Annotated in this window: 11 protein-coding genes; 5 read left to right on the forward strand and 6 right to left on the reverse strand. The window is 72.1% G+C overall.

Going from position 1 to position 12853, the window contains the following annotated elements:
• Positions 1-5: 5 nt before the first annotated feature.
• The 3 genes from alaS to GPA10_RS22800 are packed head-to-tail and all read right to left on the reverse strand — an operon-like array spanning position 6 to position 3479.
• A complete protein-coding gene (gene alaS / locus GPA10_RS22790) occupies positions 6-2675 on the reverse strand; it encodes an alanine--tRNA ligase (protein ID WP_157167114.1) in 2670 nt (889 codons plus the stop codon).
• Entirely contained in the window at positions 2675-3043 is a 369-nt protein-coding gene (locus GPA10_RS22795; RefSeq protein ID WP_157167115.1) for a DUF6167 family protein, read from the reverse strand. Before GPA10_RS22795 ends, alaS begins: the two co-directional genes overlap by 1 nt.
• Positions 3044-3050: 7 nt before the next feature.
• Entirely contained in the window at positions 3051-3479 is a 429-nt protein-coding gene (locus GPA10_RS22800; protein ID WP_030560468.1) for a DUF948 domain-containing protein, read from the reverse strand.
• 195 nt (positions 3480-3674) lie between these two features.
• On the opposite strand from GPA10_RS22800, the gene GPA10_RS22805 reads away from it, so the two are divergent.
• Positions 3675-5909, forward strand: a complete 2235-nt coding sequence (locus GPA10_RS22805) for an ATP-binding protein (RefSeq protein WP_246259568.1) — start codon at positions 3675-3677, stop codon at positions 5907-5909.
• A gap of 22 nt (positions 5910-5931) precedes the next feature.
• Here the strand turns inward: GPA10_RS22805 and rpsD are convergent, their stop codons facing one another.
• The 3 genes from rpsD to GPA10_RS22820 all read right to left on the reverse strand — a co-directional run bounded on the left by rpsD (position 5932) and on the right by GPA10_RS22820 (position 8944).
• A complete protein-coding gene (rpsD, locus tag GPA10_RS22810; protein ID WP_058851882.1) occupies positions 5932-6546 on the reverse strand; it encodes a 30S ribosomal protein S4 in 615 nt (204 codons plus the stop codon).
• Positions 6547-6894: 348 nt separating this feature from the next.
• Complete coding sequence (locus tag GPA10_RS22815; RefSeq protein WP_058851881.1) at positions 6895-8250, reverse strand: replication-associated recombination protein A; 1356 nt, start codon at positions 8248-8250, stop codon at positions 6895-6897.
• Positions 8251-8314: 64 nt separating this feature from the next.
• Complete coding sequence (locus GPA10_RS22820) at positions 8315-8944, reverse strand: vitamin K epoxide reductase family protein (RefSeq protein WP_246259570.1); 630 nt, start codon at positions 8942-8944, stop codon at positions 8315-8317.
• A gap of 150 nt (positions 8945-9094) precedes the next feature.
• On the opposite strand from GPA10_RS22820, the gene GPA10_RS22825 reads away from it, so the two are divergent.
• The 4 genes from GPA10_RS22825 to GPA10_RS22840 are packed head-to-tail and all read left to right on the forward strand — an operon-like array spanning position 9095 to position 12775.
• Entirely contained in the window at positions 9095-9973 is an 879-nt protein-coding gene (locus GPA10_RS22825; RefSeq protein ID WP_157167118.1) for an ABC transporter ATP-binding protein, read from the forward strand.
• Positions 9970-10818, forward strand: a complete 849-nt coding sequence (locus tag GPA10_RS22830; RefSeq protein WP_157167119.1) for an ABC transporter permease — start codon at positions 9970-9972, stop codon at positions 10816-10818. Before GPA10_RS22825 ends, GPA10_RS22830 begins: the two co-directional genes overlap by 4 nt.
• Positions 10776-12155, forward strand: a complete 1380-nt coding sequence (locus GPA10_RS22835) for a sensor histidine kinase (RefSeq protein WP_079086983.1) — start codon at positions 10776-10778, stop codon at positions 12153-12155. The genes GPA10_RS22830 and GPA10_RS22835 overlap by 43 nt, the downstream gene beginning before the upstream one ends.
• Positions 12152-12775, forward strand: coding sequence for a response regulator (locus tag GPA10_RS22840; protein ID WP_157167120.1), 624 nt, complete (start codon positions 12152-12154; stop codon positions 12773-12775). The genes GPA10_RS22835 and GPA10_RS22840 overlap by 4 nt, the downstream gene beginning before the upstream one ends.
• Positions 12776-12853: the final 78 nt, after the last annotated feature.

Consider the following 12853-nt stretch of genomic DNA (forward strand, 5'->3'; position numbering starts at 1 on the left):
GTGCCTCAGGCCGTCTCGGCGACGAGACGCTCGACGGCGGCGATGGCGTCACCGATGGCGGCCACGTTCTGACCGCCGCCCTGGGCGACGTCCGGCTTGCCGCCGCCACCGCCACCGAGGGTCTTGGCGGCGGTGCGGACCAGGTCGCCGGCCTTCAGACCGCGCTCGCGGGCGCTCTCGTTGGTGGCGATGACCGTGAGCGGACGGCCGTTCGCGGAGCTGAACAGGGCCACGACCACCGGCCGGTCCCCCTGGATCCGCCCGCGCACGTCGAGGACCAGCTTGCGCAGGTCGTCGGCGCCGGTGCCGTCCGGGACCTGGCCGGTGGCGAGCGCGACGCCGCGCACGTCCTTGGCGCCCTGGGCGAGACCGGCGGCGGCCTGCAGGACCTTCTCCGCGCGGAACTTCTCGATCTCCTTCTCGGCGTCCTTCAGCTTGGCGAGCATGCCGGAGATCTTCTCGGGCAGCTCCTCCGGGCGGCCCTTGACCAGCTCCTGGAGCTGGGCGACGACCGTGTGCTCCTTGGCCAGGAAGTTGTACGCGTCGACGCCGACCAGGGCCTCGATGCGCCGCACGCCGGAGCCGATGGAGGACTCGCCGAGGAGCTTCACCAGGCCGAGCTGGGAGGTGTTGTGCACATGCGTGCCGCCGCACAGCTCCTTGGAGAAGTCGCCGATGGTCACGACGCGCACGCGCTCGCCGTACTTCTCGCCGAACTCGGCGATGGCGCCCTGCTTCTTGGCCTCGTCGATCGACATGACCTCGGCCTGGACGTCCAGCTCCCGGGTGAGCACGTCGTTGATCTTCTGCTCGACGTCCGTCATGACGGCCGTGGGCACGGCCGACGGCGAGCCGAAGTCGAACCGGAAGCGGCCGGGCTGGTTCTCGGAACCGGCCTGGGCGGCCGTCGGGCCGAGCGCGTCGCGCAGCGCCTGGTGCGTGAGGTGCGTGGCGGAGTGGGCGCGGGCGATGGCGCGGCGGCGGTGGGCATCGATCGAGGCCCACACCGGGGCGCCGACGGTGATCTCACCGACCTGCACGACGCCCTTGTGGACGTGCACACCGGGCACCGGCTTCTGGACGTCGCGGATCTCGACGACGGCGCCGCTGTCGAGACGGATGCGGCCGGTGTCGCCGATCTGGCCGCCGCCCTCGGCGTAGAAGGGTGTGCGGTCCAGGACGATCTCGACCTCGTCGCCCTCGGTGGCGGCCGGGGAGGACACGCCGTCGACGAGCAGGCCGACGATCACGGCCTCGTTCTCGGTGGCCGAGTAGCCCGTGAAGTCGGTGGCTCCGGCGCTGTCGGCGATCTCCCGGTAGGCGCCGAGGTCGGCGTGGCCGGTCTTCTTGGCGCGGGCGTCGGCCTTGGCGCGCTCCCGCTGCTCCTTCATCAGGCGCCGGAAGCCGTCCTCGTCCACGGAAAGGCCCTGCTCGGCGGCCATCTCCAGGGTGAGGTCGATGGGGAAGCCCCACGTGTCGTGCAGCAGGAACGCCTGGTCGCCGGAGAGGACCTTGCCGCCCGCGGCCTTGGTCTCCGTGACGGCGGTGTCGAGGATGTTCGTGCCGCCCTTGAGGGCCTTCAGGAAGGCGGCCTCCTCGGCGAGCGCGACGGTCTCGATGCGCTTGCTCTCGGTGAGGAGCTCCGGGTACTGCAAACCCATCGTGTCGACGACGACGCCGATGAGGTCCTTGACGACCGGGCCCGTGGCGCCGAGCAGACGCATGTTGCGGATGGCGCGGCGCATGATGCGGCGCAGGACGTACCCGCGGCCCTCGTTGCCGGGCGTGACGCCGTCGCCGATGAGCATGGTGGACGTGCGGATGTGGTCGGCGACCACGCGCAGGGAGACGTCCGAGCCGTGGTCGGCGCCGTAGCGCACGCCGGTCAGCTCGGTGGCCTTGTCCATGACGACGCGCAGGGTGTCGGTCTCGTACATGTTCCGCACGTCCTGCAGGATCATGGCGAGACGCTCGAGACCCAGGCCGGTGTCGATGTTCTTCGACGGCAGCTCGCCGAGGATCGGGAAGTCCTCCTTGCCGTCGCCCGCGCCGCGCTCGTACTGCATGAAGACCAGGTTCCAGATCTCCACGTAGCGCTCGTCGTTGACGGCCGGGCCGCCCTCGGCGCCGAACTCCGGACCGCGGTCGTAGTTGATCTCGGAGCACGGGCCGCAGGGGCCGGGGACGCCCATGGACCAGAAGTTGTCCTTCTTGCCCAGGCGCTGGATGCGCTCCTTGGGGACGCCGACGATCTCGTGCCAGATCCGCTCGGCCTCGTCGTCGTCGAGGTAGACGGTGATCCAGAGGCGCTCCGGGTCGAGCCCGTAGCCGCCGTCGGCCACGGAGCTGGTGAGCAGCTCCCAGGCCAGCTTGATGGCGCCTTCCTTGAAGTAGTCCCCGAAGGAGAAGTTGCCGCACATCTGAAAGAACGTGCCGTGGCGCGTGGTCTTGCCGACCTCTTCGATGTCGGGCGTGCGCACGCACTTCTGCACGCTGGTGACGCGCGGGGCGGGCGGCCTGACCTCACCCAGGAAGTAGGGCTTGAAGGGGACCATGCCCGCGGGGACCAGAAGCAGAGTCGGGTCGTCCGCGATGAGCGACGCCGAAGGGACGACGGTGTGCCCGCGCTCCTCGAAGAAGCTCAGCCAGCGGCGGCGGATTTCAGCCGACTCCATCAGTGGTCCTCATTCCGGTTGTTCGAGTACGTCGGGTTCGCGGCGTCCCTCGGGTAGGTCGCGCTCTCCAGGTACTTCGGTTTCTTCTCGGTGTGGTGCTCTACCACGGCGAAGCGGCGGCCGGGCAGTTCGGGCTCGACCGGGGCGTTCAGGCCGAGGGCGTCGCCGAGCTCCGCCTCCCGCTGCGCCATGCCGTCGCGGACGTCGAGCGCGAAGTCCTTGAGCCGGTGGCCGGCCTCGATCGCCCTGTCGGTGGCCCGCGCGGCGAGACTCTCGGGGGTCAGCTGCTTCAGCTTGCGGTTGACCTTGGTGGTGGCCCATACGCCGGCGGCTGCGCCCGCGGTGAACCAGAACGTACGGCGGAACATCGCTGCGTCAGTCCTTCTTCCGCTTGCCCCGCCGTGCGGACGGGAGGGTGCGGCCCACGACCACCGTCCGACGGGACGGCTTGGCGGGCTCTTCCTTGCGACCGAGGGCCCGGCGCACGCCGTAGCCGAAGGCCGCGACCTTGACCAGCGGGCCGCCGAAGGTGGACGCCACGGTCGTGGACAGCGCCGACGCGTTCGACGTGACCTCCTGGACGTCCGTCGCGATGGCGTCCACGCGGTCGATCTGGGTCTGGGCGGAGCGCACGGCCGTGGAGGCGTCGGCGAGCAACGGCACCGCCTGTTCGGTCACGTCCGCCACGAGCTTGGTGGTCGCCCTGAGCGTCTGTGCCAGCCTCGCCAGCGCCACGGCCAGGAAGGAAACCAGAATCGCCCAGAAGACGGCCACCAGGATCCCGGCCACCTCTCCACCGGACACTGCGCACCGCTCCCTGAGACATCGCCCTGGGTTCCAGGGTCGCCGGACGTCGAAAAGTCGTCCTCCGACCCTATCGCGCCGGGGCCCCGGCTCCGTACCGCATTACCGCACGCGCACCAGGGGACGCGAGGGCGTTCCCGCCCGCGCACGGAGTGATTGTACGGAATGCTTACGCTTGAGTACGCTCCGTACCCCATGCGACATCCTCAGCGGCCCGACGACCGTCGGAACGATGCCACCACCCGCTCCCCCGGCTGCCCGCCCGTGTCCGGGAACCTCCCCGCGGAGCTGACCGCCTTCTTCGGGCGCCACAGCGAACAGGCGGCGCTGGCCTCGGCGCTGGCGACCGCCCGCCTGGTCACCGTGACGGGCGTCGGCGGCGTGGGCAAGTCGCGGCTCGCCGTGCGGGCGGCCGCGGCGATCGCGCCGCGGGACGGTGCCTGGCTGGTGGAGCTGGCACCGGTGCGGGATCCGGATCTCGTGGAGCACGCGGTGGCGAGCGCGCTCGACCTGACGGACCACACGAGCCGCGCGCCCCGGCAGGTGCTCCTGGACCGGCTCGGTGGGCGGGAGCTGCTGCTCGTCGTCGACGGCTTCGAGCACCTCGTGGACACGACCGCCTCGCTGGTGCACGAACTGCTGCGGCGCTGCCCCGGGCTGCGGGTGCTCGCCGCCGGGCGCAGACCGCTCGGCACCGCGGGTGAGCGGGTGCTCCCGCTGGCGCCGATGCCGGAGGCGGACGCCGCCGCGCTGTTCACCGACCGCGCGGCGGCCTGTCTGCCCGGCTTCGCGCCCAGCGGCCACGACCGTGCCGCCGTCCTGGAGCTGTGCCGGCGGCTCGACGGGATCCCCCTGGCCCTCGAACTGGCGGCGGGCCGGCTGCGCGCCCTGTCCCCCGGCCAGCTCCTCGCCCGCCTCGACGACCGCTTCCGGCTGCTCTCGGGGGCGCGCCGGGACGTCCTGCCGCGCCATCAGACGCTGCGTACGGCGATCGGCTGGAGCCATGAGCTGTGCAGCCCCCGGGAGCGGCTGCTCTGGGCGCGGCTCTCGGTCTTCTCGGGGCCCTTCGACCTGGAGGCCGTCGAGTACGTGTGCAGCGGCGACGGACTGCACGCCGACGACGTCCTGGACGTCCTGGAGGAGTTGCTCGCGCAGTCCGTGGTGGCCCGTGAGGAGAGCCCGACGGGGGTGCGCTACCGCATGCTCGACACGGTGCGGGCCTATGGCGCGGAGTGGCTGGAGGGCGCCGGTGACGCGGCGCGGATGCGGCGCCGGCACCGCGACTGGTACATGGGCCTCGCGACCTGGTGCGAGCTGGACTGGTTCTCGCCCCGGCAGGCGGAGGTCGCCACGCTCGTCGAGTGCGAGCTGCCCAATCTGCGGGCGGCGCTCGAGTTCTGTCTGACCGATCCGGACGAGACGCACCTCGGCCAGTATCTGGCGGGCACGCTGTGGTTCTGCTGGGTCGGCTGCGGGCGCCTCGCGGAGGGCAGGCACTGGCTGGACCGGGCCGTCGAACTGGACGGCGCGCACGGGGACGCGCGCCTGAAGGCGCTGTACGTGCTCGGCTATGTGGCGATCCTTCAGGGCGACACGGTGCCCGCGCTGTGCGCGCTCCAGGAGTGCCAGGACGAGGCGGAGCGCACGGGCAGCGCCGTCGCCGCCGCGTACGCGGTGCACCGTCTGGGCTGCCTGGCCCTGGTCACGGACGACATGCCGCGCGCGGAGCGGCTGCTGCGGACGGCGCTCGACGAGTACCGGCGGATCGGGGAGCTGAACAGCAACGTCCTGATGGGGCAGGTCGAGCTGGCGATGGCGCTCGCCTTCCAGGGCTCGCTGGGGGCCGCGGTGGAGCTGTGCGAGGACGTGCGCCGGGTCTGCGAGGACCACGGGGAGCGCTGGACGCTCGCCTATGCGCTGTACGTCCTCGGGTACGCGGCCTGGACGCGGGGCGAGCGTGCCCTGGCCCGGGATCTGGTCGTGCGCTGCCTGGACCTGGACCACACCTTCCACGACCTCCTCGGCGCGGTCCTCGCCGTGGAGTTGCTCGCCCTGTTCACGGTGGCGGAGGGCGACGCGGCGGAGGCGGCGGTGCTCCAGGGGGTGGCGGCGCGGCTGTGGGCGTCGGTGGGGCTTCCGCTGTTCGGTTCGGAGTACTTCGGCGGGCCGCACGCGCTGTGCGAGGCGCAGGCCCGGGAGCGGCTCGGCGACGAGCGGTACGAGTCGCAGGTGCGGGTCGGCGCCGAGCTGGCCCCCGGCGCGGGGGTGGCGCGGGCGCTGCGGCACCGGCACGGGCGGACGCCGGGCGGGCGCCGTCCCGGCCGCGGCGAGGCGTCCGCCCCCGCCGGGGCTCCGGAGACCGCCGAGGCCCCGGAAACGCGCGAACCCGCCGTCTCCCCGACCACGCGGGGCGGGGAGACGGCGGGCTGAAGCAGGTGAGGCTACGTCCGGATCAGCGGGCGTAGTACTCGACGACGAGCTGCTCGTCGCAGATCACGGGGATCTCCTTGCGGTTCGGCTCGCGGTCCAGGCGGAAGGCCAGGGCCTTGAGGTTCACCTGGAGGTAGCGCGGGGTCTCGCCGTCGGCGGCGAAGCCACCCTCGCGGGCGACCTCGAACAGCGGCTTCTGGCGGCTGCGCTCGCGGACCATGACGACGTCGTCCGGCTTGACGCGGAAGGACGGCTTGTCGACCTTCTGGCCGTTGACCTCGATGTGGCCGTGGACGACCATCTGGCGGGCCTGGTAGATGGTGCGGGCGATGCCCGAACGCAGGACCAGGGCGTCGAGACGACGCTCCAGCTCGATCACCAGGGCCTCACCGGTCTTGCCCTGGGTCTTGGCGGCACGCTCGTAGGCGCGGACGAGCTGACGCTCGGACACGTCGTACTGCGCGCGCAGCCGCTGCTTCTCGAGCAGACGGACCTTGTAGTCCGAGCTCTGCTTGCGGCCGCGGCCGTGCTCGCCCGGCGGGTAGGGGCGGGCCTCGAAGTACTTGACGGCCTTCGGGGTCAGCGCGATGCCGAGCGCACGCGACTTCTTGACCTTGGGGCGGGACTGGTTCGGCATGAACCAAACACCTCTGCTTCTCTGTACGAAATCGGCTTCACCAGGGTTAGGGGAGGTCGCATCCGCAGCCTGGGAAACCCGACTCGTCCCTGCGGACGGGTCCGGCAGCCGCTCCCTGGTCTGGGCACTATGTGCAGCACGCGAGTGGCCCACCGACCGTTTCCCGCGATCCAGGAGGTTTCCCAGGATCCGGAAGGGTGGTGGGCTGCCCGCGACACCTTCGACGGTGCGCGACGCTCCTGGAGTTCCCCGCCCGGGGGCCGGGGCTCCGGCTGGATGTCCCGTTCTGGTGGTGCCGGTACGGGACCGGACACGGGACGCAGCGCTCCGATGGATTCTACAGGGCGCTCAGGACCGCTTGCGACCGAGGTGCTTCCTGGTCCACTCGACGGCGTCGGCGTACCGCGCTTCGGCGCCGTGCCGGGTGGGGGTGTAGTACTCGCGGTCCTTGAGTGCCTCCGGGGCGTACTCCTGGGCGGCGATGCCCTCGGGCAGGTCGTGCGGGTACACATAGCCCTGGGCGTGGCCCAGCTTGGCCGCGCCCTTGTAGTGGCCGTCGCGCAGGTGGGGCGGGACGGGGCCCGCGTGGCCCTTGCGGACGTCTTCGAGGGCGGCGCCGATGGCCGTCGTCGCCGCGTTCGACTTCGGGGCCAGGGCGAGGGCGATCGTGGCGTGGCTGAGGGTCAGGGCGGCCTCGGGGAAGCCGATCATGGCGACGGCCTGGGCGGCGGCGACGGCGGTGGGCAGGGCCGTGGGGTCGGCGAGGCCGATGTCCTCGCTCGCGGAGATCATCAGGCGGCGGGCGATGAACCGGGGGTCCTCGCCCGCCTCGATCATGCGGGCCAGATAGTGCAGGGCCGCGTCGACGTCCGAGCCGCGGATGGACTTGATCAGGGCGCTCGCGACGTCGTAGTGCTGGTCCCCTGCGCGGTCGTACTTCACGGCGGCCCGGTCGACCGACTCCTCCAGGGTCTGGAGGGTGATCTCCTTCTCGCCCTTGGCGAGGGCGGAGCCCGCGCCCGCCTCCAGGGCGGTGAGCGCGCGGCGGGCGTCGCCGCCCGCGATCCGCAGGAGGTGCTCCCGCGACTCGTCGGGCAGCGTGACCGCGCCGCCGAGGCCGCGCTCCTCGGTGAGGGCGCGCTCCAGGAGGCCCCGCAGGTCGTCGTCCGTCAGCGGTTCGAGCGTGAGCAGCAGGGAGCGGGACAGGAGCGGGGAGATCACCGAGAAGTACGGGTTCTCCGTGGTCGCCGCGATCAGGGTCACCCAGCGGTTCTCGACGGCGGGCAGCAGGGAGTCCTGCTGGGCCTTGCTGAAGCGGTGGATCTCGTCGAGGAAGAGGACGGTCTCCTTGCCGTGGCCGCCCATGGCGCGGCGGGCGCCGTCGATGACCGCGCGGACCTCCTTGACGCCCGCGGTGATCGCGGAGAGCTCCACGAAGCGCTTGTTCGTCGCCTTGGAGACGACGTACGCCAACGTGGTCTTGCCGATGCCGGGCGGGCCCCACAGGAACACCGACGACGGCCCGGCGGGGCCCCCGCCGCCCTCGCCGACGAGGCGGCGCAGCGGTGATCCCGGCCGCAGCAGATGCTGCTGGCCGACTACTTCTTCGAGCGTGCGCGGACGCATCCGGACGGCCAGCGGACTCGCGGACGGGTCCTTCTCCTGGCGGTCCTCTGCTGCGGCGGTGAACAGGTCGGGCTCCACGTCGAAAACCCTATGCCACCCCACTGACAACCGGCTCCGGGCGGTGGGGACGGGCGGCGCCGCCTCAGATCCAGAGGTCGGAGCCCCAGCGCGTGAAGATCAGCACAGCGATGACACCGACGTGCATGACCGGGAGGGCCCACGTGAAGTCCTCGAAGAAGGTCTTCAGCCAGCCCGGCGCGGGCAGGAAGCCGTGGCGGACATTGAACGACGTGACGTACCAGAACATCAGGATCGTGGCGACCCACGCCAGGCAGCACCACAGGCACAGGGCGTTGATGCGGTACAGCGACTGGAACTGGAGCCAGGTGCAGAAACCCACGCCGAACAGCGTGCCCGCGTTGAGCGTCAGCCAGTACCAGCGCGAGAAGCGGGCCCGGCCGAGCAGGCTCATGCCGACGCCGATGACGACGGCGTAGGCCGCGAGGCCCAGCATCGGGTTCGGGAAGCCGAACGCCTCCGCCTGGTCGCTCTTCATGATGCTGCCGCAGGCGACGACCGGGTTGATGCTGCATCCCGGCTGGAAGTTCGGGTCCTTCAGGAGCTCGAACTTGTCGAGCGTGATGATCCAGGAGGCGAGAAGACCGGCCGCGCCGGTGATCACGAGAAGCAGCGCGAGTCCCCGGCTGCCGCCGACGGCTCCCGGCGCGTCGGCCCGGTCCGTGTCCGCCGCGGCGCCGTCCTTCACTGACATCGTTTTGGTCATCACGCCGTTCCGGGGCTCGTGGGTGGCCTGTGGGCAGGGTCATTGTGCCGCACGTACCTGTGTGTCCACCGTTCGGTGGACAGAAGAAGGTACGGACGGAGGTACCGAGGTGTTCGCCGGGGCGGGACGCTCGATGCCATGACGACACAGGCGAGCGGACTCGCCGTCGACGTCCGGGGGCTGCGCAAGAGGTATGGGCGCGTACCGGCGGTGGACGGCATAGATCTGGCGGTGCGGCACGGCGAGGTCTTCGGCATCCTCGGGCCGAACGGCGCGGGCAAGTCCACGACCGTGGAGATCCTCCAGGGCCACCGCACCCGGGACGAGGGCGAGGTGTCCGTCCTGGGCGCCGACCCGGCGACGGCGGACCGCGCCTGGCGGGCCCGTGTCGGCATCGTCTGGCAGGACGAGTCGGCGCCCGCCGAGCTCACCGTCCGCGAGACGGTGAGCCACTTCGCACGCTTCTACCCACGGCCGCGCCCGGTGCGGGAAGTGATCGGCCTCGTCGGTCTCCAGGAGAAGGCGGACAGCCGGATCAAGGCGCTCTCCGGTGGGCAGCGGCGCCGCTTGGACGTGGCGCTCGGCATCGTCGGCGGGCCGCGTCTGCTGCTGCTCGACGAGCCGACGACAGGCTTCGACCCGGCCGCACGGCGCCAGTTCTGGAGCGTGGTCCGGCGCCTCGCGGACGAGGGCACCACGGTCGTCCTCACCACGCACTACCTCCAGGAGGCCGAGGCGCTCGCCGACCGCCTGGTGGTGATCGCCGCGGGCCGGGTGGTGGCGGAGGGCGACCCGGCGGAACTGCGGCAGCGCTACGGTTCCGAGGCGACGGTGGAGTGGACCGACCCCGACGGCACACGGCGCACGGTCCGGACGACGGCCCCGACGCGGACGGTCGCGGAACTCATGAGCCGCTTCGGCAGCCGTTCCGGCAGTGAGATCCCCGGCCTCAAGGTCGGCCGCCCCAGCCTGGAGGATGTCTACCTCCGCCTGACCGGACAGGAGGACGAGCGATGACCACGACGACGGGCGGCACCCGCCGGTCCGCTCCCCCAGCCGAGCGGCTGCCCGGGGCCTGGTCGGTGGGGTGGCGGCAGGGCGCCCTCGAGGTGAAGCAGTTCTTCCGGCAGCGCGAGCAGGGCGTGTTCACGTTCGCGTTCCCGGTGGTGCTGCTCTTCCTGTTCGCGTCGATCTTCAAGGACGACGTGGAGGGTGCGGGCATCACCGCCTCCCAGCTGTATGTCGCCGCGATGATCGGCGCGGGCATCATGTCCGTCAGCTTCCAGTCGCTCGGCATCGCCATCGCCATGGAGCGCGACGAGCACGTGCTGCGGCGGCTGCGGGGCACCCCGATGCCGCCGAGCGCGTACTTCCTCGGAAAGGTCTGGCTGGTCCTGGTCACCGGCCTCCTGGAGACCGCGGTGCTGCTCGCCGTGGGCGCGACGGTGTTCGACCTGGAGCTGCCGACGTCCCCGGGGAAGTGGCTCACCTTCGCCTGGGTCTTCGTACTCGGTCTGACCGGCTGCGCGCTGCTCGGCGTCGCGATCAGCAGCGTGCCGAGGTCCGGCCGCAGCGCCTCGTCCGTCGTGGTCCTGCCCTTCCTGGTGCTGCAGTTCGTCTCCGGTGTCTATATAGCCATCGACACGGTGCCGGACTGGATGCTGACGCTCGGTGCCCTGTTCCCGCTGAAGTGGATGTGCCAGGGCTTTCGCGGGGTGTTCCTGCCCGAGTCGGCCCAGGCTCTGGAACAGGCGGGGAGCTGGGAGTACGGACGTGTCGCCCTGGTGCTCGCCGCCTGGTGCGTCGGAGGATTGGTGCTATGTCTGGGGACCTTTCGCTGGAAGAGCCGGCGCGACGGGTGAGCAACGGGGAGCGCGAGGGACATGCGCGGACCGGCACCAAGTCCGAACCGCGCGGACAAACCGACCCCGCGTCCGGACCGCGTGGTCAGAACCTGTGGGACCGCGGTTTTCTGTTCTGGGACTGCTACTTCGCCGTGGTGTGGGTCGGCACCCTCGTCCTGGCGCTCACCGTCGCGGGCCCCGGCACGGCGACGCGCTCGGCGTCCGCGACGCTGATCGTCCTGCTCCTCGTCTGGTACGTGGGCGGCGGCCGCCAGGTCCTGGTCTCCGAGGGCGCCGACGAGCGCCGGGCCGTTCGCCGTCTGGCCCTTGCCACGACCCTGTTCGTGGCGGCGGGCACGCTCGTCACCGAGACACGCCTGCTGACGTTCGCGCTGGTGCCGCAGTGTTTCATCGCGCTGCGGCTGCGGCGCGCCGTCGTGGCGATCGCTGTGATCAACGCGACGCCGGTGGCCGGCTGGGCCCTGCTGTGGCGGCCGGACGCCCAGGACGTCTTCCTGAACTCCGTGGGCGCCGCGGTGTCCCTGGTCTTCGGCTGGGCCCTAGGCTCCTGGATCATCCGGATCATCGCGCAGAGCCAGGAGCGGGCCGATCTGATCGCGGAGCTCGACGCGCGCCGGGAGGAGGTGGCCCGGCTGTCCGCAGAGCGCGGCGCCCTCGCCGAGCGGGAGCGCATGTCCCGCGAGATCCACGACACCCTCGCCCAGGGCTTCACCAGCCTGCTCATGCTGGGCCAGGCCGTGGAGGCCGAGCTGGAGCACGACGTGGGCGCCGCCCGCGGTCACCTTGAGCTGATGCGGGCCACCGCCCGCCAGAACCTCGCGGAGGCCCGCTCCCTGGTCGCCGGGCGCGCCCCTGCCGACCTGGACGGCGGCTCGCTCCCGGACGCCCTGCGCCGGGTGGCCGCGCGCCACGGAGCAGCCGTCACGCTCACCGGAACGGTGCGGCCGCTCCCTCCCGCCCTGGAGGTCGTGGCCTTGCGTGCCTGCCAGGAAGCGCTGGCCAACGCGGCGAAGCACGCGGGCCCCGGCGCCGGGGTGCGGGTCGCCCTCGGTTTCCGTCCCGGCGCCCTCACACTGGCGGTCCACGACTCCGGCCACGGCTTCGACGCCGGGGCGCGCCACGCCGGGTTCGGGCTGCCGGGCCTGCGCACACGCGCCGCCGAGGTCGGCGGCACGGCCGACGTGACCAGCGGCCCGGACGGCACGACGGTCACCGTACGGCTGCCGCTGCCGCACCACCCGGACCATCACCCGGACCCGGGCCACGCCCCGCGGCCCCCGCACCCCCGCGGAGCGCCCGCCCCTCCCCCGGCCCCCGAAAGGACCGCGTCATGATCCGTGTCCTGCTCGCCGACGACCACCCCGTCGTCAGGGAAGGCCTGCGCGCCATGCTCAGTGCAGAAGCCGACCTGGACGTCGTCGCCGAGGCCGCGAACGGGCCGCAGGCCGAGGCGCTCGCCGCCCGACTGCGTCCCGACATCGTCCTGATGGACCTGCGGATGCCCGGCGGCGACGGAGCGGACGCGATCGTCAGGATGACGGCGGCGGGGCTGCCGTGCCGGATCATCGTCCTGACCACGTACGAGACGGACCGCGACATCCTGCGGGCGGTGGAGGCGGGCGCGGCGGGCTATCTCCTCAAGGACTTGGCCCGCGGCGAGCTGGCCGATGCGGTGCGCGCGGCGGCCCGCGGCGAGACCGTCCTCGCCCCGTCGGTGGCGGCCCGCCTGGTGGACCAACTGCGCGCCAGGCCGGAGCGACCGCGCCTCTCGGAACGGGAGACGGCCGTGCTGCGGCTCGTCGCGGAAGGCTGCACGAACGCCGAGATCGGCCGCCGGCTGCACATCGGGGAGTCGACGGTGAAGACACATCTGCTGCGCGCCTTCGCGAAGCTGGAGGTCACCGACAGAACGGCGGCGGTGACGCATGCGCTGCGCCTGGGCGTCCTGGACTGAGCGCACACGGCGAGGGGCGGGACGCACAACGCACACGCCGTAGGGCGGGACACACACGCCGTGGGGGCGGGGCACCGG

It is taken from the genome of Streptomyces typhae, from assembly GCF_009755605.1.
GTDB classification, from domain to species: Bacteria; Actinomycetota; Actinomycetes; order Streptomycetales; family Streptomycetaceae; genus Streptomyces; species Streptomyces typhae.

Coding starts and splice junctions, on each gene's coding strand:
- GPA10_RS22830 (WP_157167119.1), top strand. CDS start 9,970: ATGACCACGACGACGGGCGGCACCCGCCGGTCCGCTCCCCCAGCCGAG.
- rpsD (WP_058851882.1), bottom strand. CDS start 6,546: ATGCCGAACCAGTCCCGCCCCAAGGTCAAGAAGTCGCGTGCGCTCGGC.
- GPA10_RS22820 (WP_246259570.1), bottom strand. CDS start 8,944: ATGTCAGTGAAGGACGGCGCCGCGGCGGACACGGACCGGGCCGACGCG.
- GPA10_RS22805 (WP_246259568.1), top strand. CDS start 3,675: ATGCGACATCCTCAGCGGCCCGACGACCGTCGGAACGATGCCACCACC.
- GPA10_RS22840 (WP_157167120.1), top strand. CDS start 12,152: ATGATCCGTGTCCTGCTCGCCGACGACCACCCCGTCGTCAGGGAAGGC.
- GPA10_RS22795 (WP_157167115.1), bottom strand. CDS start 3,043: ATGTTCCGCCGTACGTTCTGGTTCACCGCGGGCGCAGCCGCCGGCGTA.
- GPA10_RS22825 (WP_157167118.1), top strand. CDS start 9,095: ATGACGACACAGGCGAGCGGACTCGCCGTCGACGTCCGGGGGCTGCGC.
- GPA10_RS22835 (WP_079086983.1), top strand. CDS start 10,776: ATGTCTGGGGACCTTTCGCTGGAAGAGCCGGCGCGACGGGTGAGCAAC.
- alaS (WP_157167114.1), bottom strand. CDS start 2,675: ATGGAGTCGGCTGAAATCCGCCGCCGCTGGCTGAGCTTCTTCGAGGAG.